Source organism: Microbacterium sp. HMH0099, from assembly GCF_049384025.1.
GTDB lineage: Bacteria > Actinomycetota > Actinomycetes > Actinomycetales > Microbacteriaceae > Microbacterium.
In genome coordinates, this window is sequence record NZ_JBMRJR010000005.1 from 190,393 (window position 1) to 212,218 (window position 21,826).

Below are 21,826 nucleotides of genomic sequence, written 5' to 3' on the forward strand. Positions count from 1 at the left end.
CCCCCCGCGTCCGCATCTTCGGCGGGCCTAGGCTGTCATCGCCATGAAGGTCATCTCGTACAACCTCCGCAAGCACCGCGCCGCCGGTGAGCTCGCCGCGCTCGTCGAGGCGCACGCCGTCGACGTCCTCTGCCTCCAGGAGGCGGACACCCGCGATCTTCCCGCGGAGATCGCCGGTCTCCACCTTGCCGACGCGACGCAGCGCAACAGGCTCGGCCTCGCCGTCTACTACCGCGCCAACACGTTCCAGGCGCAGGAGGTCCGCGCGATCGGCCTCAAGAAGTCGCTTCACGACTACGTGCTGAAGCCCGCCGAGGAGCGGATGCTGGGCGTGCGCCTGCGGGACATCGACCACGGTCGCGAGATCATCGTCGCGTCGTTCCACGCGGCGCCGCTGACGGCGCTGAACTCTCTGCGGCGTCATCAGATCCGCACGGCGCTCTCGGCCCTGCAGGATCTCGGTCCGGGCCTCCCGGCGCTCATGGTGGGGGACTACAACTACCCCGTCTTCAAGGAGAACCTCGGTCAGAAGGTGCGGGACCAGGGCTACGAGCTGACGCTCAGCGACGCGCGCACCTACACGCGCTATCGGTTCTTCCGCGGTCACTACGACTTCGCGACGTCCAACGGGTTCGACATCGCCCACATCAGGACGCTTCCGCAGGGTCTGAGCGACCATCTGCCGATCCTGATCACCGCGGACGTGTCGTCCCGACGCCCGCCCGCCGTCGTCTGAGCGGGATGGATGCCGCTCACCGTGGCATCCATGAGGCGTGAACTCCCCCTCAGCCGGAGGGATGCCGCAGGCGGCGGCATCCGCCATGCCCCTGCCTTGACCGGTGTTGTGCGCCGGGGACGGATTCGGACTCGGGGAACGACGAAGGGCCGCCCGCGATGCGGACGGCCCTTCGAGCGGAGCTGAGGTCAGGCGGCGTTCTGACGCGAGCGGCGCACCGTGGTGCCGACCGCGATCGCACCACCGGCGAGGACGAGCGCGCCGCCACCGACCCAGAGGCCGAGGAGCGAGCCGGAGTCCAGACCCGTGGCGGGCAGGCCGCCGGCGTTCGAACCGCCGGTGCCGGTGCTGCCACCGGTGCTGCCGCCGGCGCTGGCGCTGTCACCCGCGACGACCGAGACCGAGCGGCCGCTCTCGAGGCCCACGAGGGTGATCGAGTAGGCGCCGGCAGCGGTGTCCGGGAACTTGAGGTTGACCGCGACGGAACCCGACGCGTCAGCCTGCGTGCGCAGGCTGCTGTTGGTCTCGACGGCCGTCTTGACGATGGCCGTGGTGATGCCGAGGGCGCTCTCACCGGTGATGGTGAGGCCCACGGTCTCGCCCGGAGCCATCGTGCCGGCGGGGAGGGCCAGGCCGAGGGTCTCGCCGGGGCCGGTGCCGCCGGACGTCTCAGCGACGGCGGGGTCGGGGTACTCGGCGTTGGCGGCGGTCGGAACCGCGAGCGCCATGCCCGCGGCGAGAGCGAGCACCGCGGAGGCGCGGACAAGCTTGTTGTTCATGGTGGCACCCATCTAGATCGAAGGCATGCGCCGAGAAGATCACGGCACATGAAATCGAGAGCCGAGGCGACCCCCCAAGGCCCCACACCGGGTCTCGACTCTCTTAGTGGAGATTATTCAGGAAAACCACAGCCCGCGCCAACTCGGGACGTTTCATTTGCGTAAACAGTGGGCGTGAGAAGAGCGTCCAGCTCCGCGGTCGCCGGGGTTCCCGCCCTCAGGAGGAGTTCGGCCTGCTGCCCCGGAGCGAGCTGCACCGACCATTTCACCACGCCGTGCCCGCGGTCCGTGTCCGTCGTGGCGCTCGCGGCACTCCCGGCGCTGGACAGCCTCTGATCCTGGAGCACCGCTCCCTCGGGGAGGTAGACGTACACCCCGGTGAGCGCCTGGCCCTCCGGCACACCGAACGCGCCGCCGCCCGTGACGTACGCGGGGAGCGTCGCGGGGTCGGGGGCGTCGTTGCGCAGCGTCACGCGCAGAGACGCCGCGTCCGCGCCGCACCATGCCGTCTCGACGTCGACGTGCAGGTAGTAGTCCATCTTCGAGCCGGTGCCGTCGTTGAGGTAGACGCCGAAGGCGGTGCGGTCGGCGTCGCTGACGGGGAGCGCTCCCTGGAGGGTCGTGCCGTCGAGGACGGCCTGCTCGGCGGCATCCGCGCTCCACATCAGGAGGCGGCGCTGCTCGCCCGCCTCGGTGAGCGCGTCGATGAGGGCGGCGGGGTCGGCGCGGCCATCGGCGAGCGCCTGGAAGACCGAGGCCGCGGCCGACTGGAAGAACGCGTCCTGCTGGGCGGGCACCGCGTAGCGGCGGTACACCTCGTCGAGGAGGAGGGGCACGGCGTTGTCGGACGTGATCACGTCGCCGGTGGGCAGGGTGATCGGACCGGTGGCCCGGAGGATGTACGACAGGCTGACCGGATCGAGGGCGATGACCCCGTCGACGGCGGTGCCGGTCTCGCGCAGCCACATCTCCCGCGCGATCGGGGCGCCCATGGTGAAGTCGGGGAGCTGCGTGACGTTCTGGATGAACCGGGCGGGCCGGGTGCCGAAGATCCGGAGGGTGTCCTCGGGCAGGGCGACGACCGGGTCGTCCGGCGCGGGGGCGCGGAAGTCGCCGGACGAGCCCTGCGCACCGAGGGAGATGCGGCCGTTCTCGGTGTCGATCTGGGCCACGGCGCCGACGATCCCGCCCATGGACCGCCACTCGGCGTTGTTCTGGAAGGCGACGAGGTAGGTCCGCGGACCGTTCGCCCCGAGGATGGCGGGGACGATCCGCGTGGCCCGGTGCAGCGCGTCGGCGGACACGGATGCCTCGGAGACGAGGTCGCGCGCCTGGCCGACCGCCTCCCGGACGACGCCGAGGAGGGGGCGTTCGTCGATGCCGGCGAGGTCGTCGGACGCGCCGGCGAGAGCGGTCGCCGCGGCGCCGGCGGCGGGTTCGAGGGCGGCGATGCGCGCGACGTCGAACGCGCCGTCGACGGGGCGCAGGGCATCGGCCGAGAGCCCGGACGCGGCCTCGGAGAGCGGCCCCAGGGCGTCGGCGGCGACATCGTCGATGGCCGCCGCGAGGTGCGCCACGGCGGCCAGCTGCGGTCCGACCCAGGGCACCGTCTCGGCGGCGCGCCAGACCGGGTCGCTGGTGAGGGATCGCGCCGCGGAGGTGTCGTCGCCCACCCCGCCGAGCAGCGCCGCGGCCGCGGCCGGGTCGTCGATCGAGGCCGAGGCCGCGGCGACGGAGTCCTGTGCGTCGCGCAGGTGCCCGTAGGCGAGCCACCCCCGGACGCCCACCCACGCGACGGCGAGGACGGCGACGGCGAGGACGGCGCCGACCGTCCAGGCGAACGCCGTTCCGGCGGCGCGCGACGGCCGACGGCGGGGGGCGGGGTCGGTCACGCGGACCACCCTAGACGTTCGGGCCGTGCGTCGACCGCCGGCGACCCCGCGTCCGCCTAGACTGGCCGCTGACCCGGGGAGGACGCATGGGGGACGGTGCACGACGACGTCGGACCGCGCTGAGCGCGATCGGCATCATGACGGCGGCGCTCGCCCTCAGCGCGTGCGGCGCACCGCCGTGGGCCACCGGAGGCGGAGCCGCCCCCGTGGAGACCGCGACCGCGGCCCCGACCACGGCACCGGCGCCGAAGCCCGTCCCGAACGACCTCTCCAGCGGCTCGACCCAGCGCCCGCTGCAGGCCGGTGCCGTCAACGCGACCGTCGACTACTGGTCCAAGCTCTCCATGGACCGGTGGACGGCCACGGCGCTCAAGCCGGTCAGCATGTCGATGGTGACGACGGTGACGCCCAACGACGGCCAGAAGGTCTACCTGCAGCGCGCGACGATGACGGCGGTGCCCGGCAACGCCGATCAGTCGTTCGCGCCGCTCGATCCGCAGATCGACGAGTCCTCCGTCGCTCCGGGGTACCTCGTCCTCGACCCGTACAGCTACTCGCAGACCTTCACGATCGGCGAGGTCCCGCCGGGGGCGACGTTCGTGACGCTGCAGTTCACGTACGACTTCCTCGTCCAGACGACGCCCACGTCGAGCGAGTTCGCGAAGCAGACCGCCAGCGACAGCATCACCGTGGCCATCTCGGGCGGCGGGGAGCCCGAGCCCTCCGCGTCCAGCTGACCGCTCAGGCGTCGATCCGCTCCCACCGGTCGCCTCCGAGGCGGGACGCCTGGGCGGCGGCCCCGTCCGCCGCGGCCGCGAGGACGTCGAGGTCGTAGCTCCCGCTCTCGGCGGGAACCCAGCCGACGCTGGCCGACAGCTGGACGGCGATGTGGCTCGTGGCATCCAACTCGGTCACGCGCCGGAGCATTTCGCGGACGTGCTCGCGCAGGACCGGTCCGGGCCTGCACACGACGGCCACCACCCGCCCGGGGGCCGGACTGCCGAGATCCGCCTCGGCGGGCAGGGTCGTCGCGACGACGTCCTCGAACGCCTCCACGATGCGCCCCCAGCTCGCCTCGCCGGCCGCGCCGCGCACGTGGTCCGCGTCGTCGATCCGGATCGCCAGGACGGCCCACCCCGGCTCGTGTGCGCGCCGTGCACGCCGGAGGCGGTCGCGGGCGGTGACCGAGAACTGCGGCCACGACGTCGCTCGGAGGGTTCCGACCGGCGACACCGACGTGAAGTACAGCAGGCTGACGATCGCGCAGACGAGGAACACGAGCATCGCGAGGCCGTTGAGCACGCGGGTGAGCTCGAGATCGTCGGCGCGGACGGGCAGGAGGAGACCCGACAGCAGCACCCAGCACCCGAGCGCCACGAAGCCTCCGGACACGATCGTGAGCGGGAGCACGAGCCGCTCCTGGCGGTCGGCCGCCCGGCGCAGCTCGAGCAGCGTCAGCCCGGCGAAGACCGACGCCCCGAAGAAGCCGACCCGGAACGCGAGCCCGTAGACCTCCGAGGCCGACGCGACGAGGAAGCCGCCGGCGGTGATCAGCGCCTGGGCGACCGCGATCCAGGGGAGGGCGGGGACGCCCCGGCGGGCCCGGAAGCCCGACCAGATGAGGGCCGGGGCGCCGAGCATGAGCCCGAGACCGGCACGGCGGATCTGCTCGTCGCCCAGGGCGGAGCCGGTCACCGACACCCAGGTGCTCGTCATCGCCAGGACGAAGGCCAGTGACCACAGCAGGGACGCCTTCGACGGGCGGTGGAGGAAGCCGAGCCCGATGACCATGACGGCGCCCAGCGTCGCGACGGTCGCCTGCGCCAGGCCGAGGTTGGCCATCGCGACGTCGAAGGTCATGCCGTGCGCTCCTCCGCGCCGGGCCCGTCGGCGCGGGCGGGGAGCGTGATGCTCACCGTCGTCCCCGCGCCCACCTCGCTCTCCAGGGTCAGGGAGCCGCCCTGCTGCTCGACGATGCTGCGGACGATGCCCATCCCCAGCCCGGTCCCGGGGGTGGTGCTCTCGCGCACCGCGCGAGCCCGGTAGTAGGGCTCGAAGATGCGCGGCAGGTCGTCCTCGTGGATGCCGATGCCCGTGTCGGCGAAGTGCAGGACCACCGTGCGGCCGAGGCGGTCGGCGTCGCCGATGATGCGGACCGTGCCCCCGCCCGGCGTGTACTTGATGGCGTTGCTCAGGACGTTGTCGAAGGCCTGCCGGAGGCGGAACGCGTCGCCCACGACCTCCAGCCCCTCGCCCAGGTCCTCCTCGATGGTCACCCGGCGCGCCGCGGCCGCGGGACGGAACGACTCGAGCGACGAGGAGATGATGCGGGCGGCGTCGGACACCGCGGGTGCCGCGTCCTCGCGGAACACGCCGCGCGAGCTGGCGAGGATCTCCGAGATGAGCGACTGCATGCGCTCGCCGGCGCCGGCGATGACCTCGATCTGCTCCCGCACCTTGGGCGGCAGCGTCGGGTCGTCGAGCGCCAGGTCGGCGTGGCCGACGATCGCCGTCAGAGGATTGCGCAGCTCATGCGACACTGTCGCCGCCAGGCGCTCGCGGGCGCGCTCGGCTTCGATGAGCGCCGTGATGTCGTGCACGATCAGCAGGGTGCTGGGCGGCTCGTCCGACGACATCAGGCGTCGGGTCGACACCGACAGCGCGTGCCAGTTCCCGTCCGCGTCGTACAGCCAGACCCGCTCGTCCTCGAACTGCTCCCCGCGCGACGCCCGGATGAACGGCCGCTCCCCGTCGGGCAGCGGGTCCCCGCGCAGCGCGGCGTACTCCACGGCGCCGCCGGGGCGCTTCGGGTCGTCGCGGTCCACCCCGTAGAGGGCGACGTAGGTGTCGTTGAGCGCCAGGACCTCGCCCTCGGCCGACAGTCGGGCGATGCCGGTGTCGAGGCCGTTGAGCATCTGCGACACCCGGCGCTCCTGGCCCGTCACGCGTTGCAGCGTCCCCTGCAGGCGGGTGGCCTGGCGACGCAGCAGCTGCTTGAACGCCCGGGTCTGCCGCGAGGTCATGTACGCGGTGATGCCGATGAAGGTGAGGGTGAGCAGCACGATGATGAGCCGCAGGGCCTGCACCGGTCCGAAGCCGTTCGCCGTGGCATCCACGAGGATCATCGTCCCGACCCCGGCCAGCGCGGTGATGAGCAGCACGAGGCTGAAGTACGTCGCGAGCCAGATGATGGGGAACGCCCAGAAGAAGCCGAACCGCAGGTCGGTGCCGAAGGCGAGCAGTCCGATGCCGAGGACGTCGCCGAGGGGGATGGCGGCCACCGCGGTCCGCGGAACGCGATGCCAGGGGACGACGAGGGCCGCCGCGGTCAGGGCGATGATGAGGGCCACGCCGGTCGAGAAGGTCCACACCTTGAACAGCTCGGGCTGCAACGCCTGCACGACCAGCACGGTGATCACGACGCTCGCGCTGAGGACCAGCTGCTGGAGCCAGACGGACCGGGTCCTGCTGCCGGGGCCGGTGTCGTCCGTGCCGCTGCGGTCGCGGGGGGACGTCGTCGATACGCCGCCTGCGACTGCCATGCCTCCGAGTGTATAGAGGATGGTGTACTCTGCTGCTCGCCATCCTGTCTCTGCTCCGCCGACAGCCCTCCCGAGGGTCGTCGTCCGGTCAGACTCCCCCTGAGGCCTGCATCCCGCAGCGTGATGGTCGTTCGTCGACCTCGGCGCCGTCCCGCGCCTCACCTCAGGAGAACCCATGAGCACGCCCTCTCGCCGTCGCGTCGCGCGCACGGTCGCCTTCGCCGCCGCCCTCGCCCTCGTCGGGCCCGCCACTCTCAGCGGGTGCTCGCAGGTGGCGGACGCCTTCAACGCCCTGCAGGGGCAGACCTCCGGCACGCAGTCCGTCGTCGTCGCCACCCCCGCGCCGCAGTCCTCGACGGGCGCGATGCCGTTCGACTCGCAGTTCACCTACGACGGGTCCGTGTCGCTGTCGTCCGAGGTGGCCGACGGCCTCGAGGTGCGCCTCGACGTGTGGGCCGTCGACCCGAAGCGGACGATGGAGTGGACCGCCTCGAATGAGAAGCAGCTCGGGTTCGCCGTCAACGTCTACGACCACCGCGTCGACGAGAAGGCCGTGCTCACCCAGAAGCGCCGGGTCTACCTGTCGTCGATCTCGGTCACGTCGCAGACGGCGCAGACCGGGGGACAGGTGTCCAACCCGTTCCAGTTCAGCGCCGACCCGCGCACGCTCGTCCCCTCCGACACCCAGCGCTCCGACCGCGGCCTCCTGCTGAACAGCTACCAGGGTGGCCTGCTCATGCCGACGACGTCCATCCGTCAGCTGCCCAACGACTCGTACGGCCTCACGCTCGAGTTCGCCCTGAACGTCTGGGTCGAGGGTGCGCCCAACAGCGAGGGCTCGTTCTCGCAGCAGACCGTGTACCAGTACCTGCCCATCGCCATCTACGCGGACCAGGCCGGCAGCACCGGATCGACCACGACGCAGAACGGCCAGTCCGGCGGCCAGCAGTCGGGGTGGGGACAGAACGGTCAGCAGTCCGGGTGGGACCAGAGCTCGTCGGGCCAGCAGGGCTCGGGGACCGGCACCGGTCAGAGCTGGGGCGACGGCCAGGGCTGAGCCTCCGGTCGCGCGGGCGACGGCCAGGGCTGAGCCGGGGCTCAGGCGTCGTCGAACTCCCGCAGCGACGGACGCAGGCGCCGCGCCTCCATGAGCGTGGAGAGCGCGGCGACGTCCGTGATGCGACGGTGCGCGAACTCGAGGTCGGGGGTGTCGTCGTACCCGATGCCGGGCATCCGCGCCGCGAAGGCCCGGCGCACGTCGTCGTCGACGTCGCCGACGCGTCCGCCCGGGACGAGCAGGATCACCGTGTCGCGCGCGGGGACGCCCGCGGCGCCGCGCGGCTCCGCTTCCCGGGCCGCGTCCACGATCGCGGACATCATCGTCTCGGCGCGGTCGGCGTTGTGCGCGCGCCGGATCAGGTCGATCTCCGGCAGGCGGACCGTCACGGCCGTGATCCGGCCGTGGGTGCGCAGCAGCTCGGCGGCCTCCCGACGGAGCGCGCCGCGGTCGAAGGCGCGGGTGCCCGGCGCCGGGTCGTCGTCGAGCTGGCGTCCCATGAGGACCGTACCGACGCCCATGAGCACGATGACGACGGCACTGACGATGGAGGTCAGCTGCGCGGACGCGACGGCGTCCCAGGCATCCGAGTACATGCCCGCCGCGGCGGCGACGACGAGGCGGCCGAGGTTGAACACCGCGAACAGCGTCAGCGTCGTCGTGAGGACGCCGGAGCCGGCGAGGTCGCGCAGCGGGCGGCGGCGCAGCTCCCAGGCCGCCAGAAGGCACGCGGCCGCGATGGCCGCGGTCTTGACCAGGGTCGCCTCGTCGAGCGGGATGAGGAAGGTGACGCCGAGCATGAGGATGGCGGCCGCGCCCGCGCTCAGCACGCCGATCGCGGCACGGGCGTTGAGCCGCCGCGCGAGCGCCCACACCATCGCAGGGGCGAAGACGTTGGTGGCGTTCCCGACCGCGGCGGCGACGGTGCCGCCGCCGAGGATCTCGAGGGCGTTCATCACGGCGCAGACCAGCGCCGAGAGCGCCGAGACGCCGATGTAGCGGACGAGCTCCGCCCGCGGACCGCCCCGGTCGTCGCCGTGGCGCCCGTGGGCGAGAAAGAGAACCGACGACGCGATCACAGCGGCCGCGATGGCTGCGACGAGGTCGAGGACGCCCATTCCGTGCCCATCCCCATCCTTCTCGCGTCGCGATGCAATCTTCAGGAAACCTTGCGGCGACGACTGTGCTGTCCGGCGGATGCCTTGCGGCGACGCTACCAGAGTGATTCCCGGCAGAACCGCCGACCACCGACAGGAAGACACCGCCATGACCGACGCGCGCAGCTTCGCGAGCTCCACCCGGACTCTCGCACACCAGCCCGTCGCCCTCACCGAGGAGCACGGCTTCGCCGACGACTTCTCGGCGGTGCTCGAGAACACCTCGGTCCACCGTTCGACCATCGGCTGCATCATCCCCGCGTACAACGAGGAGGAGTCGATCGCCGACGTCATCGAGGGCCTGCTCAGCCAGACCCGCGTGCCCGACGTCATCCACGTCGTCGTCAACAACACCTCCGACGCGACCGTGAAGATCGCCTCCGAGTACAGCGGTCCGCACGAGATCCACACCGAGCTCGGGGAGCAGTTCACCGAGGTCTTCGTCCACGACATCGGCAAGAACCCCGACAAGAAGGTCGGCGCGCTGAACTACGGCTACTCGCTCGTCGAGGGCTACGACTACCTCCTCGGCGTGGACGGCGACACCATCGCCGACAGCAAGGCCGTCGAGTACCTCGAGACCGAGGCGGTCTCCGACTCGCGCATCGGTGGCATCTCGGCCATCTACACGATCGACGACAGGCCCATCAAGGGCATGATCGCCCGCTTCCTCACCGCGGGCCAGCGTACCCAGTTCGCCGCGTTCAACCTGCAGAACATGCTCCGCGGCCGCAACATGGCGGTGCTGGGCGGGCAGTTCTCGATCTTCTCGACCAACGCCCTGCGCGACGCGATGAAGCAGAACCACCAGAACACCCCGTGGGTGAAGGACTCCGAGGTCGAGGACTCCCTGCTCTCGCTGCAGATCAAGAGCGCCGGCTACCTCACCAAGATCAGCCCCTTCGCCCGCGCCGACGTCGGCGGCATGACCACCCTGTCGGGCTACGACGCCCAGCAGGTCAAGTGGACGTACGGCGCCATCGAGCTGATGTGGCCGGGCCAGCGCGGCGACACGAAGGGCCAGCCGTTCCACCCCAACCTGCGTCTGCGCTGGTTCGAGAACTTCGGCATGCTCACCAACCTCTTCGTCCGCGTGGCCTTCCTGACGCTGCTGGCCGGCTCGCTGTCGATCGGCGCCTTCGTGTTCTCGCCGCTGTGGCTCATCCCGCCGGTCATCGCCATGCTGCTCAACCTGCGCATCGCGCGCACGATGCTGAACGTCAACCGCACCGACGTCCTGTTCGCGATCCTGTTCTTCCCGGCCGAGATCTTCATGTGGATCCGCATCAGCCACTTCGTGCGCTCGTGGACCCGCTTCCTGTCCCGCAAGAAGGTCGACAACTGGGCCATGCAGGCCAAGGCGGAGCGGGGTGGCGGACTCGGTCACTGGACGCCGATGATCGTCCTCATCGCCGTCGCGATCGCGCTCGCCGTCATCTGGGTCATGGTGGGCCCGATGGTGCAGTCCTCGATCCTCTGGATCGGCTGGCCCATCGTCGGCGTCGTCACCGTCCTGCAGACGCTCCTCATGTTCTCCAAGCTCGTCCGTCGTCACCACGGCTTCAAGGTCTGACGGACCCACGGTCTGATCGCGACCCGAACGCGACAGAAGACGGATGCCTCGGCCCTGGGGAGGGTCGAGGCATCCGTGATGTCCGGGAGCGGACGCTCAGGGTGCGGCCAGCAGCTCCGAGGTCAGGCGGTAGCCGACGCCGCGCACGGTCTCGATGTACCGAGGGTTGGCGGGGTTGTCACCGAGCTTGCGCCGCAGGTTGGTCATATGCGCCTCGATGGCCCGCTTGTCGGCCTCGCCGACGAAGTAGCTGGTGACGTACGACTCGCCGCGCAGGACCAGGGTGAGGTCGGCCTTGCTGCGTACGCGGCGCTTGGACTCCATGAGCGTGGCCAGCAGGTCGAACTCGGTCCGCGTCAGATCGAGCTCCTCGCCGCCGACGAGGACGATGCGGCTGTCCGGATCCAGCTGAAGGTCGCGGTGAACGACCCACGGTGCGCCGTTCGGCGCGATCTCGCCGCCGAGGCGAGGGACGACCTCGGAGCCCGTCCGGTGGGCGACATCGGTGCCGGGGGCCGTCGCCCACGGCTCGGGGCCCTGCGAGGAGGGGACCACCACGGCCGCCGCAGCGGGCGCGACGGGCACGACGGGCGGAGCCGTGGGTGCGGGCTCCGGCGCGGCGGCCGGCCGGGCACCCGGGAAGGACGGACCGACGCTGTCCTGGCGCGGAGCGCCCGAGGCGGCCGCGCCGCCGGCACGGGGCCGGCGCAGGAGCGCCTCGATGCGCGCGCGCAGCTCGCGCGGGCGGAAGGGCTTCACGACGTACTCGTCCGCTCCGGCACCGAGGCCGAGGACGACGTCCGCCTCCTCCTCGAGGCCCGTCAGCATGATGATGTACGTGTCGCTCTGCTGGCGGATGCGCCGCGCGGCCTCGAAGCCGTCGATGCCGGGCATGTTCACGTCCAGCGTCGTGATCAGCGGCTGGTAGGCGATGACGGCGCGCACGCCGTCGATGCCGTTGCCGACCGACACGGTCGAGAACCCCGCGGACTCGAGCACCTCGACCAGCAGGTGGCGGATGTCCGGATCGTCCTCGACGATCACCGCGGTCTTCAGCAGCTCGGTGCTGTCGCTCATCATTCCCTCTTCTAGGGCGCGGCGCGCCCCGGCTCTCCCCCGAGATGACGGTCGTTACACCGACCGTGCACATCTTCGCATACGCGTGTGTCGCCGCCGTCGCACGGCGTCGCGGGGGATCTTCGCGTCAGCGTCGTCCGCGGGTCAGCTCGGCGGCGGCCTCCGGCCACCAGGTGCCGGCGGTCGGGCCGCCGTTGCACTCGCCGTCGCTCTCGCCGGGCGGCTTGATCCACAGGTTGGTGTCGACGACGCCGTCGCCGTAGGTGCCGCCCGGATCGCCGACGAGGCGGCCTGCCGGGTTGCACCATTCGGGGCCGGCCGGTCCGGCGCCGTTGCGGGACGTGTCCACAATCGCGTGGGTCCCGCCCAGCAGCTGCGACAGCTCGTGCGCGTAGGCGAACTCGTCGGAGGTGTCCTGGTAGTTCGACACGTTGAGGGCCACCCCGCGCACGTCGGAGATGAGGCCGGTCGCGTTGATGAGGCCGGCCATCTCGGCGGCCGGATGCCACGACGAGTGGCCGCCGTCGAGGTAGATCCAGGTGTTGGCGCCGCGCAGGTTGTCGACAGCCGCCCGCAGGTGTCCCGCGCGCTCCTCCGGCGATCCGCACTGGGACGACAGGGCGATGCTGTCGGGCTCCAGGATGACGATGCGCTGCAGGTCGGAGGCCCGGGACAGGGCGTCCCCGATGCGCTCGGTCCACGCGCGGTACGACTCGGGGTCGAGACCGCCGGCCGAGTGGTTGCCGCAGTCGCGGTCCGGCAGCCCGTAGACCACGACGGCGAGACTGGCGTCCTGGTCGCGGGCTTCCGCCGCGAGGTGCGCGACGCGGTCCCACACCTGGTCGATGGGGTCCAGCTCGGGCGTGAGCCAGTAGGCGGTGGGCTGCGACGCGAGCCAGGCCGCGGCCGCGGTCTCGTCGGCGCTGCCGTCGGCTGCGGCGGCCGCCTTCGCGGCCTTCGACTCGTCCGGCGCCACGATGCGGGTGTCCACGGCTGGAGGCCGCGCGGCGAGGGTCTGGAACAGCGTCGTCACAAGGGAGCCGACGACGGCGATGGCCGCGATCACGATGACGAGCGCGCCGGCGACGAGCGCGATGACGACCGCGCGGGGGAGGCGTCGCCGCCATCGGCGGGGCCGTCGTGTGATCGCCACGGTGAGGACTCTATCCGAGCGGGGGAGGGAGGGGACGCCGCCGAGGGAGGCCCCCCGCGCGGCGGAACATCCTCCATCCGCCACATCCCCTCCCCTCGTCGACGCGCAGACCGGCCCTGTCGATAGTTAACCGACCGGGCGGGATAGGCTAGCCACGTGGGCAAACTGGTTTACAACGCCGTCGGTCACTCGTTCGATATCGAGGATCGCACCCTCGCCCATCTCCGCCTCGTCTTCATGAACAAGCTCCGCCGCTCGGAGCCCTTCATGTTCCACTTCGCCGTCGGTGACGGCAGCGGCAGCAGGTCCCTGTGGATCCATCCGTCGATCCCGCTCGTGTTCCACTTCTACGGCAGCCGGTCGCCGCAGGTGAATCGGCGGTGGGTCGACGACCTCATGCTGGAGGCCAGCTCGCCGAACGGGCTGTCCATCACGCCCGAGCCCGACCCCGACTCCGCGGAGCCGCTCGCGCTCTGACGGGCCGGTGCGGAGCCCGGGCACGGGTGGCATCCGGTTCCGAGAGGGCGGGACTCAGGCGCCTTCCGCGTCGACGACCTCGCGCACACGGTCGAGGAAGGCCGCGACCTGGTCGATGGTGACCGCGGGCAGATCGCCCGCGAACTCCCGGATGCGCGCCGTGACGGGGTCGATCGCGTCGATGTCGGCACTGCGGTCGAAGGGGACCACGTATTTGCTGCGTCGGTCGCTCGGGTTGGCGACGAAGCCGATCAGGCCGCCGAGGTGCAGGCGTTCCAGCATCCCGGTCACCGACGCGGTCGAGACCCCGAGGGCATGGGCGATCTCGGTCGGTGTGACGTTCAGCCCGTCGTCCGCACGTTCGAGGATGAGTCTCATGGCCGCACGCGCATTCTCGCTCGGACCGCTGTCGGCCTGCCGGCGGCGCGCCAGGCGCGCCTCGGCCAGCCGCAGGCGTTCGACGGCGCGCACGGCGATGACGGCGTGATCGTCCTCGGATGTCCCGGTCGTCATGCTTCCCTCTCGCCCCTCCAGGCTGCCCGAGCGACAGTCTAGTTAGAGGTCCGAGATGAAAACCGGCCGATATATGCGGCGCGATCCCGGAAAGCAAGGGAGACGGCCGTCATTCATCCGTCATTCACTAGGAAATGGTTAGGCAATCTAGTAAAATTTTTCTACCGCCACACTCCGGAAGGAGACGCTCATGGGCCACCTCTTCTACGGCTCGTCCGAGCGCCCCGTCGCGATTCCGGACGTGGTCCTAGCGCACATCAAGGTCGTGATCGCGACCAAGCTGCGCCGCGGTGAGAGCTTCACGCTCTCGTGGCAGCATCCTCAGGGTGAGGAGGCAGGCCGCAGCACGCTGTGGATCCACCCCTCGATCCCGCTGCGCTTCGTCTTCTCGTCAGTCGATCCCGAGGTGCTCGATCCGACGGTGCTCCAGCGGTACGCGGCCGCGGCGAACTCCTCCAGCGGGCTCGTCGTCGATCTGACCGTGACGCCCGTCCACGAGAACGCGTCCGCGCGCTGAGGATCAGCGACGCCGAGCCGACGCGTGCCGGTGGGCGATGACCGACATCCACTCGAGCCCGGGGCACGGCGGCGCGTTCCGCCCGCGCATGCGCTCCCACGCTTCGACGTAGATGCCCTCGAGCAGCTCTTCGGCCACGGTCGGCTGACCGGTGGCCCGCAGCAGGATCGCGTAGATCCGCGGGGACGTGGCGTCGTAGAAGGCGACGAACGCGTCGCAGTCGCCGGTGGCGGCGCGCACCAGCAGGGCGTCGAGGTCCGCCTCGTCCGCAGGGACGGGGCGAGCGTCGGTCATCGTCACAGGAGCACCTCCGAATGCTTATTCCAGTGAATCGGTGTTGCGCGGACGGTTCTCGGGCTTGCGCGATCCGTCCTTGTGCTTTAGGGGCTGCCCCGGCCGGGACGTCAAGCCCCGCCGGGGCGCAGGAGGCGCGGATAGCGTCCTCGTATGAAGACGTTCGTGCGCTGGTCCCTCGCCCTCGCCATGGTGTTCGCGGGGGTGTCGCATCTCACCTTCGCCCGCCGGGACTTCCAGGCCCAGGTGCCCGACGCCCTCGTCGAGCGCGGCCCGCTGGACCGGGACCTCGTCGTCGTGGCATCCGGTGTCGTCGAGGCGGGGTTCGGCATCGCGCTGCTGACGCTCCCGCGTGAGCGCCGACGGATCGGGGCGGCCCTGGCGGCCTTCTTCATCGCGATCTTCCCGGGCAACATCGACCAGTGGCGCAAGCGCCGGTCGGCGTTCGGGCTCGACACCGACCGCAAGCGGCTCGTGCGCCTCTTCTTCCAGCCGGCCCTCGTCGCGGCGGCCTGGTGGTCGACTCGCTGAGCCCGGCCGACCGATGACCTCGCCGATCGTCAGTCTGGAGCTGGTCTTCGACGACGACACCGACGCCGCCGTCCGTGCCGAGTGGGACGCCCTCGCCGCCGCGGACCTGCCCAGCCAGGCCCGCCACACGGGCGCGAGCAACCGCCCGCACACGACGCTCGCGGTCCGCCCGTCGATCGAGGGTATGGATGCCGCTCCGCTCGAGGCCCTGCTGCCCGTGGCGGTGACGTTGGGCGCTCCGGTGCTGTTCGGCGGGGCGCGTCACCGCGTGGTGGCGCGACTGGTGGTGCCCTCGGCGGAGCTGCTCGCGCTGCACGCCGCGGTCCACCGTGCCGCCGGGAAGGGCGAGGACCTGGACCATACGCTGCCGGGGGCCTGGACGCCGCACGTGACACTCGCCCGCCGTGTGCCCGTCGAGCGGGTCGGCGAGGCGCTGACCGCCCTGGCCGAGCACGGCGCCGGCGATATTGCGGGTCATGCGGTCGGCATCCGGCGCTGGGACGCGCGGGCGCGCGAGATCTCCACGGTCGTCGGACGTGGGACGCTGGACCCGTGCTGACCGACGACGCGCTCGCGTTTCTGAGCGAATACCACCTGGCGACCCTCTCCACCCTCGGACGCTCGGGCCGCGTGCACGCGGTGCCGGTCGGGTTCACCTACGAGGACGGCGTCGTCCGGGTCATCGGGTCCCGCGGCACGCAGAAGTTCCTCAACGCCGAGCGGAGCGGCCGCGCGTCGATCTGCTCGGTGGACGGCGGGCGGTGGATCAGCTTCGAGGGGACGGCGACCGTGACCGACGACCCCGACGCGGTCGCGCACGCGGTGGAGCTGTACGCGGCCCGGTACCGACAGCCCCGGGTGAACCCGGAGCGCGTGGTGCTGGAGATGCGGGTGGAGCGCGTGCTCGGCTCGCCCGCGTTCCGGCGCTGAGGCACGGGAATCCCCGACGATTCTGTCCCCCGAACGGGGGACGGAAGCTCTAGCATGAGCATCGACGCGGCCGACCCGAGGGCCGTCGTCGGGGGAGAGAAGCGTGGACCGCGGGGAGTCCGAGTGCACATGAGAACGGGCGCGACGGGGGTCGCGCAATCCGATGCACGTCTCGACGAGGTCATCCGCGACCTCGCGGTCGGCGTGCACGCCCACCGTCTGCAGCGGGGGATGACCACTGCCGGCCTGGCGGCGGAGGCGGGCCTGTCGGAGTCGACCGTGAGGGCGGTGGAGTCCGGCCGTGTCAGCGCGTCGCTGGCCTCGCTCGTCGCGCTCGCCGACGCGCTGGGCGTGGGCGTGGGCGCCCTCTTCGGCGACGCGGGCGTCGCTCCGGAGGAGGGGGTCGACGATCCCGCCATGCGGAGCGTTCACGTCGTCCCGAGCGAGGTGGTGTGGGGCGGGGAGCTGCCGCCGGCCCCCTGGCTCGCCGCCGCGGAGGCGTCGGCCCCGGTCGTCGCGTCGGCGCCGGCAGCATCCGTCCCGCCCGTGCCGCCCAGGCCGGTCGCGCCCGCGCCGGCGGCGACCCCGGAACCCGTCGCGCCCGCCGCGGCGGCAGCGGCGCTCCCGGACGCAGTCGTGCCCGCGCCGGCCGCTGCGGAGGCCCGACCCGCGGCCCCGGCGGCTCCCACGGAGCAGACGTGGGGCAGTGGCATCCCGCCGGCGCCGTCGGCGGCCGAGCACGCCCGGGCCGAGGACCCGCTGCCGCAGGACTACCCGGTCCGCGCCGCGACGGATGCGGCGGGCCCGGCGCCTGATACGTCCTTCAACCGCTACGTGGTGACGGCCGCGGCGTCGGCGCAGACCGTCGTGCCGCGCGTCCACCATCTGTCGGCGGCGCGCGGGATGCAGGAGACGTCCGCGTACGTCTTCGTCTCTCCGGACGCTGCGGAGGCCGCCGTGGTCGAACCCGCGCCGCGGACCTTCGCCGACCTGCGCAAAGGCAAGCTCGCCGGTCGCACGTTCCCGTCTCTGCAGGAGTTCGCGGTCGCCGCGGTCGTGGAGGCGGGTCATCCGGTCCCGCCCATCGCCCGCATGTTCCGCGTGCCGGTGTGGCGTCTGGAACAGTGGGTGGCCGACGCCCGCTCCGCCGCGGAGGGGCCACGCGCCGACCGGCCGTGACCCCTCGCGGGGGCGCTGTCAGAGCGCGCGGAGCTTCTCCAGGAGCGGGGCGGCGATCTCGTCGACGAAGCGCTGCTGCTCGGCGTCGCCGACCTGGACGATTGCGATGTCGGTGAAGCCGGCGTCGATGAACGGGCGGACGCTCTCGGCGAGCTCGTCCAGGTCCGGTCCGCAGGCGATGGACTCGGCGACGTCCTCGGGGCGCACGAACTGCGACGCACCGGCGAAGCCGGCGGGCGTCGGCAGGTCCGCGTTCACCGACCATCCGCCCGCGAACCAGCGGAACTGGTCGTGGGCGCGGGCGATGGCCGTCTCCTTGTCGGGGTCCCAGCTGATGGGGATCTGGCCGATCTTGCGCGACTCGCCCTCGTGGTGCTCGTCCCAGCCCTGGATGAGCTCGGCATCGGGCTCGGTGGTGATGAGGTGGTCGCCGAGCGGCGCGAAGCGAGCGATCGAGTGCTCGCCCGAGACGGCCACCCCGATCGGCACGCCGCCGTCGGGGGTGTCCCACACGCGGGCGGAGTCGACGCGGAAGTACTCGCCGTCGTAGGTGACGAGGTCTCCCGTGTGGAGTGCACGGATGATCTCGATGGCCTCGACGAGCATGTCCTGGCGGGCGTGCACGGCCGGCCAGCCCTCGCCGACGACGTGCTCGTTGAGGTTCTCGCCCGATCCGAGACCGAGGGTGAAGCGTCCGTCGGAGAGCAGCTGCAGCGTCGCCGCCTTCTGCGCGACGACGGCGGGGTGATAGCGGACGGTGGGGCAGGTGACGTAGGTCATCAGCTCGACGTCGGTCGTCGCGTTCGCGACCGCGCCCAGCACGGTCCAGGCGTAGGGGGCGTGGCCCTGGCTGGTCAGCCAGGGGCTGTAGTGGTCGCTCGAGACGAGGAAGTCGTAGCCCGCCTTCTCGGCGCCCACGGCGTAGTCGACGAGCGCGCGCGGGCCGCTCTGCTCGGTCATGAGGGTGTATCCGAATCGCGTCATGACCGCCACGGTAGAGGGCGTGCTCCATGCGTCTTGCGGGGTTGCGCGCGGCCGGGGGATACGGCAGCACGACCGGCGCGGGAGGCCGCCCCGCGGCGCCGGTCGTGAGGGACCCGCCCGCAGACGACGACGGGCCCGCGGTGCGTACACCGCGGGCCCGTCGTTGCGGAGGGTCAGTCCTCGGGAGCGTGGATGACCTTCTCGCCGTCGAAGGTCTCGCGGTCCTTCTTCTCGCGGTCGTTGCGGGTCTTCCGCAGGCTGAGGAAGGTCGCGACGGCGACGGTCGCCGCGATGAACAGCAACGAGAACCAGATCGGGATCTCCGGCACCCACAGCAGCGGCTCACCGCCGTTGATGAAGGGGAGCTCGTTGACGTGGAGGGCGTGGAAGATGAGCTTCACACCGATGAACGCCAGGATGACGGCCAGGCCCTGCGCGAGGTAGACCAGGCGCTCCAGCAGACCGCCGATGAGGAAGTACAGCTGACGCAGACCCATGAGCGCGAACGCGTTCGCCGTGAAGACGATGTACGCCTCGTTCGTCAGGCCGTAGATGGCGGGGATCGAGTCGACGGCGAAGACGAGGTCGATGAAGCCGATCGCCACGATGACGAGCAGCATCGGGGTGACGAAGCGCTTGCCGTTCTTGCGCACCGTCAGCTTGTCCTCGTTGTACTCCTCGCTGACGGGGAGGATGCGGCGCACGAACTGCATGAACTTGCCGTTGGCCGGGTCGCTGTCGCCGTGCGAGAACGCCTGACGATAGGCGAGGAAGAGCAGCAGCGCGCCGAAGATGTAGAAGATCCACGAGAAGTTCGCGATGAGGGCGGCGCCGACGGCGATGAACGCACCGCGCATGATGAGCGCGATGACGATGCCGATCATCAGCACCTTCTGCTGGTACTTCTTCGGCACCGCGAACCCGGTCATGATGATCAGGAACACGAACAGGTTGTCGATCGACAGGGCCTTCTCGGTCAGGTACCCGGCGAAGTACTCACCGCCGTAGGTCCAGCCGGAGAAGACGCCGACGCCGACGCCGAACAGCAGCGCGAGGCCGATGTAGAACGCCGACCAGCGAGCGGACTCGCCGATGGTGGGCTCGTGCGGCTTGCGCACATGAGCGAAGAACTCGAACACGAAGAACGCGATGGTGATCGCGATCGTGATGATCCAGACGAGGGGTGTGACGCCCAACGCGGCCTCCAAGGGAAATAGGTGTGTGCCGGGACACCAAGGTCTCCTCCACCCGCTGCTGCGGACCGACGCCCCGGGTCCTCGATGGCGTGGACCGTATTGACGGGATCGTCGCGTGGGAGTACTCCCCTTGCTGCGTGAATTCTACGCGACCGCGCCGCCCTCTCGGGCCGCGAGCGCGCGGCATCCATTCTCCCGTGCGTTCAGGGGCGGCCCATTCCGTGGTAGGTCCACCCGGCGGCACGCCAGGCGGCGGCGTCGAGGCAGTTGCGGCCGTCGATGACGATCCGTCCGCGGGTGAGGCTCGCGGCGTGCTCGGGGGTGAGCTGGCGGCGGTATTCGTCCCATTCGGTCACGACAATGACGGCGTCGGCCTCGCGGAGGGCCTCGTCGCGGTCCTCGACGTAGTTGAGCTGGGGGTGGATGCGGCGGGCGTTCTCGATCGCGGCGGGGTCGGTGATGGTGACCCAGGCGCCCAGGCCGTGGAGGCGGACGGCGACGTCGAGGGCGGGGGAGTCGCGGATGTCGTCGCTGTGGGGCTTGAACGCGGCACCGAGGACGGTGATGTTCTTCTTGAACAGCGCCCCGCCGAGGGCGGTGGAGACGAGGTCGACGGCGCGGTCGCGGCGGCGGAGGTTGATCGCGTCGATCTCGCGCAGGAACGCGACGGACTCGCCGCGGCCGAGCTCCTCGGCGCGGGCGGAGAAGGCGCGGATGTCCTTGGGCAGGCAGCCGCCGCCGAAGCCGATGCCGGCCCCGAGGAAGCGGCGGCCGATGCGCGCGTCGTGTCCGATGGCGTCGGCGAGGGTGGTGACGTCGGCGCCGGTGACCTCGGCGATCTCGGCCATGGCGTTGATGAAGCTGATCTTCGTGGCCAGGAACGCGTTTGCGGAGACCTTCACGAGCTCGGCGGTGGCGTAGTCGGTCACGATGAACGGGGTGCCCTTGCCGATGGAGGGGTGGTAGACCTCGCGAAGGACGTCGGCGGCGGTGGCGCCGTCGGCGGTGGGGGCGCCGTCCTCGGAGGGGACACCGGCCACGAGACGGTCGGGGTCGACGGTGTCCTGCACGGCCCAGCCCTCGCGGAGGAACTCGGGGTTCCACACCAGCGTCGCGCCCGCGGCTGAGACGCGCGGGGCCAGACGCTCGGCGGTGCCCACCGGCACCGTCGACTTGCCCGCGACGATGTCGCCGGGGGCGAGGTGGGGCACGAGCCCGTCGATGGCGGCGTCGACGTAGGTGAGGTCGGCGGCGTACCCGCCGGCCTGCTGCGGCGTGCCCACCCCGACGAAGTGGACCTTGGCGCCGGCCGCGGCGGACATGTCGGTGGTGAACGACAGCCGTCCCGAGGCGATCCCCTCGGTGAGGATCTCCTGCAGGCCGGGCTCGAAGAACGGCGCCTCGCCCTTGGACAGGGCCGCGACCTTCCGCTCGTCGACATCGATGCCGACGACCTCGTGGCCGATGGAGGCCATCGCCGCCGCGTGCACCGCTCCCAGATACCCGCAACCGATCACCGAAAGACGCATGGCACTCCTCGCGCGCGTCCGGGGCCTCTCACCCCCACTGGACGAGCCGGACAGCCCCATTCATACCAAGGTCTCGTGTCGGCCGCGTAAACGCCGCCGGAGGGCGACTCGGGGAGGGATGCCTCAGGGTGTGCCGATCACGGCATCGACGAGGGCCCGCATGTCGGCGCCGTCGAAGTGCTCGCGGCTGAGCGCGCGCAGGATCACTCCGCCCAGGAGCGCGTCGGCGGCGGCGTCGAGCCGCGAGCCGGTGGCCCCGCCCAACGCCTCGGACAGCCGGTCGATCAGCGGCGCGGCGAGGATCTCGGCGCGGAGGCGGCGACCCGTCTCGGCGTTGCCGGCGGCGGCGGCGATGATCGAGTGCAGCAGGCCCTCGCCGTCGGCGCTCCCGCGCAGGGTGAACAGGTCGGTCAGCCACGCCGTGAGGTCCGACCGCGGGTCGCCCGTGCGCGGAAGGTCGCGGCGGCCGCCGAGCAGCTTGCCCTCGAGGATGGCCTCGGCGATGACGTCGCCCTTGCTCGGCCACCAGCGGTAGATGGTCTGCTTGCCCACGCCCGCGCGTCGAGCGATGCCCTCCATCGTGAGGTGGTCGTAGCCACGCTCGGCGAAGAGGGTGACGGCCGCGTCGAGGATCGCGATGCGGGCGGCTTCGCTGCGCACGGGGCCGCTGCGGGGGAGGGCCATGCGCACCTCTTTCAGAGCATCGTCAC

Annotated in this window: 23 protein-coding genes; 10 read left to right on the plus strand and 13 right to left on the minus strand. The window is 71.4% G+C overall.

Annotated features, from left to right (window positions below):
* Positions 1–43: 43 nt before the first annotated feature.
* Entirely contained in the window at positions 44–736 is a 693-nt protein-coding gene (locus tag ACO03V_RS12845; protein ID WP_367728731.1) for an endonuclease/exonuclease/phosphatase family protein, read from the plus strand.
* A 188-nt stretch (positions 737–924) separates the two neighbouring features.
* Here ACO03V_RS12845 and ACO03V_RS12850 read toward each other — a convergent pair whose 3' ends face one another.
* Both ACO03V_RS12850 and ACO03V_RS12855 read right to left on the minus strand, forming a co-directional pair.
* Positions 925–1,515: a hypothetical protein gene (locus tag ACO03V_RS12850; RefSeq protein ID WP_423137829.1), complete on the minus strand. Its 591-nt coding sequence runs from the start codon at positions 1,513–1,515 to the stop codon at positions 925–927.
* Positions 1,516–1,628: 113 nt separating this feature from the next.
* On the minus strand, positions 1,629–3,407 hold the full coding sequence (locus tag ACO03V_RS12855; RefSeq protein ID WP_423137830.1) for a DUF4012 domain-containing protein: 1,779 nt from the start codon (positions 3,405–3,407) through the stop codon (positions 1,629–1,631).
* Between the two features lie 86 nt (positions 3,408–3,493).
* Here ACO03V_RS12855 and ACO03V_RS12860 point away from each other — a divergent pair, with 86 nt between their 5' ends.
* On the plus strand, positions 3,494–4,144 hold the full coding sequence (locus tag ACO03V_RS12860) for a hypothetical protein (RefSeq protein WP_423137831.1): 651 nt from the start codon (positions 3,494–3,496) through the stop codon (positions 4,142–4,144).
* A 4-nt stretch (positions 4,145–4,148) separates the two neighbouring features.
* On the opposite strand, the gene ACO03V_RS12865 is transcribed toward ACO03V_RS12860, so the two are convergent.
* Positions 4,149–5,267, minus strand: a complete 1,119-nt coding sequence (locus ACO03V_RS12865) for a hypothetical protein (RefSeq protein WP_423137832.1) — start codon at positions 5,265–5,267, stop codon at positions 4,149–4,151.
* Positions 5,264–6,949, minus strand: coding sequence for a sensor histidine kinase (locus tag ACO03V_RS12870; RefSeq protein WP_423137833.1), 1,686 nt, complete (start codon positions 6,947–6,949; stop codon positions 5,264–5,266). The genes ACO03V_RS12865 and ACO03V_RS12870 overlap by 4 nt, the downstream gene beginning before the upstream one ends.
* A 175-nt stretch (positions 6,950–7,124) precedes the next feature.
* Here ACO03V_RS12870 and ACO03V_RS12875 point away from each other — a divergent pair, with 175 nt between their 5' ends.
* Entirely contained in the window at positions 7,125–8,006 is an 882-nt protein-coding gene (locus tag ACO03V_RS12875; protein ID WP_423137834.1) for a fructose 1,6-bisphosphatase, read from the plus strand.
* Positions 8,007–8,047: 41 nt separating this feature from the next.
* On the opposite strand, the gene ACO03V_RS12880 is transcribed toward ACO03V_RS12875, so the two are convergent.
* Positions 8,048–9,124, minus strand: a complete 1,077-nt coding sequence (locus ACO03V_RS12880) for a hypothetical protein (RefSeq protein ID WP_423137835.1) — start codon at positions 9,122–9,124, stop codon at positions 8,048–8,050.
* Between the two features lie 148 nt (positions 9,125–9,272).
* Here ACO03V_RS12880 and ACO03V_RS12885 point away from each other — a divergent pair, with 148 nt between their 5' ends.
* Positions 9,273–10,736, plus strand: coding sequence for a glycosyltransferase family 2 protein (locus ACO03V_RS12885; protein WP_423137836.1), 1,464 nt, complete (start codon positions 9,273–9,275; stop codon positions 10,734–10,736).
* Positions 10,737–10,832: 96 nt separating this feature from the next.
* Here ACO03V_RS12885 and ACO03V_RS12890 read toward each other — a convergent pair whose 3' ends face one another.
* Complete coding sequence (locus tag ACO03V_RS12890) at positions 10,833–11,813, minus strand: response regulator transcription factor (RefSeq protein ID WP_423137837.1); 981 nt, start codon at positions 11,811–11,813, stop codon at positions 10,833–10,835.
* 127 nt (positions 11,814–11,940) lie between these two features.
* On the minus strand, positions 11,941–12,966 hold the full coding sequence (locus ACO03V_RS12895; protein ID WP_423137838.1) for a glycoside hydrolase family 6 protein: 1,026 nt from the start codon (positions 12,964–12,966) through the stop codon (positions 11,941–11,943).
* Positions 12,967–13,122: 156 nt separating this feature from the next.
* Here ACO03V_RS12895 and ACO03V_RS12900 point away from each other — a divergent pair, with 156 nt between their 5' ends.
* Positions 13,123–13,443: an ATP-dependent DNA ligase gene (locus ACO03V_RS12900; protein ID WP_367728773.1), complete on the plus strand. Its 321-nt coding sequence runs from the start codon at positions 13,123–13,125 to the stop codon at positions 13,441–13,443.
* A 54-nt stretch (positions 13,444–13,497) separates the two neighbouring features.
* Here the strand turns inward: ACO03V_RS12900 and ACO03V_RS12905 are convergent, their stop codons facing one another.
* A complete protein-coding gene (locus tag ACO03V_RS12905; protein ID WP_423137839.1) occupies positions 13,498–13,956 on the minus strand; it encodes a MarR family winged helix-turn-helix transcriptional regulator in 459 nt (152 codons plus the stop codon).
* A gap of 190 nt (positions 13,957–14,146) precedes the next feature.
* On the opposite strand from ACO03V_RS12905, the gene ACO03V_RS12910 reads away from it, so the two are divergent.
* The gene (locus tag ACO03V_RS12910) at positions 14,147–14,473 is read left to right on the plus strand and encodes a hypothetical protein (protein ID WP_423137840.1); all 327 of its coding nucleotides are present in this window, start codon (positions 14,147–14,149) and stop codon (positions 14,471–14,473) included.
* Between the two features lie 3 nt (positions 14,474–14,476).
* Here ACO03V_RS12910 and ACO03V_RS12915 read toward each other — a convergent pair whose 3' ends face one another.
* Positions 14,477–14,767, minus strand: coding sequence for a hypothetical protein (locus tag ACO03V_RS12915; RefSeq protein WP_423137841.1), 291 nt, complete (start codon positions 14,765–14,767; stop codon positions 14,477–14,479).
* A gap of 153 nt (positions 14,768–14,920) precedes the next feature.
* Between ACO03V_RS12915 and ACO03V_RS12920 the strand changes: the two genes are divergently transcribed.
* From ACO03V_RS12920 to ACO03V_RS12935, 4 genes are all read left to right on the plus strand, one after another.
* Positions 14,921–15,298, plus strand: coding sequence for a DoxX family protein (locus ACO03V_RS12920; protein ID WP_387055678.1), 378 nt, complete (start codon positions 14,921–14,923; stop codon positions 15,296–15,298).
* A 13-nt stretch (positions 15,299–15,311) separates the two neighbouring features.
* Positions 15,312–15,857 carry a 2'-5' RNA ligase family protein gene (locus tag ACO03V_RS12925; RefSeq protein WP_423137842.1) on the plus strand — a complete coding sequence of 182 codons (546 nt, stop codon included), beginning with the start codon at positions 15,312–15,314 and terminating at the stop codon, positions 15,855–15,857.
* Positions 15,851–16,228: a PPOX class F420-dependent oxidoreductase gene (locus tag ACO03V_RS12930; protein ID WP_423137843.1), complete on the plus strand. Its 378-nt coding sequence runs from the start codon at positions 15,851–15,853 to the stop codon at positions 16,226–16,228. The genes ACO03V_RS12925 and ACO03V_RS12930 overlap by 7 nt, the downstream gene beginning before the upstream one ends.
* Positions 16,229–16,357: 129 nt before the next feature.
* Complete coding sequence (locus ACO03V_RS12935; RefSeq protein ID WP_423137983.1) at positions 16,358–17,407, plus strand: helix-turn-helix domain-containing protein; 1,050 nt, start codon at positions 16,358–16,360, stop codon at positions 17,405–17,407.
* Positions 17,408–17,425: 18 nt separating this feature from the next.
* Here the strand turns inward: ACO03V_RS12935 and ACO03V_RS12940 are convergent, their stop codons facing one another.
* The 4 genes from ACO03V_RS12940 to ACO03V_RS12955 form a co-directional block, all read right to left on the minus strand.
* On the minus strand, positions 17,426–18,391 hold the full coding sequence (locus ACO03V_RS12940) for an LLM class F420-dependent oxidoreductase (RefSeq protein ID WP_423137844.1): 966 nt from the start codon (positions 18,389–18,391) through the stop codon (positions 17,426–17,428).
* A 173-nt stretch (positions 18,392–18,564) separates the two neighbouring features.
* The gene (locus ACO03V_RS12945) at positions 18,565–19,587 is read right to left on the minus strand and encodes a TerC family protein (RefSeq protein WP_423137845.1); all 1,023 of its coding nucleotides are present in this window, start codon (positions 19,585–19,587) and stop codon (positions 18,565–18,567) included.
* A 203-nt stretch (positions 19,588–19,790) separates the two neighbouring features.
* Positions 19,791–21,116, minus strand: a complete 1,326-nt coding sequence (locus ACO03V_RS12950) for a UDP-glucose dehydrogenase family protein (protein ID WP_423137846.1) — start codon at positions 21,114–21,116, stop codon at positions 19,791–19,793.
* A gap of 123 nt (positions 21,117–21,239) precedes the next feature.
* Positions 21,240–21,800, minus strand: coding sequence for a TetR/AcrR family transcriptional regulator (locus ACO03V_RS12955; protein ID WP_423137847.1), 561 nt, complete (start codon positions 21,798–21,800; stop codon positions 21,240–21,242).
* Positions 21,801–21,826: the final 26 nt, after the last annotated feature.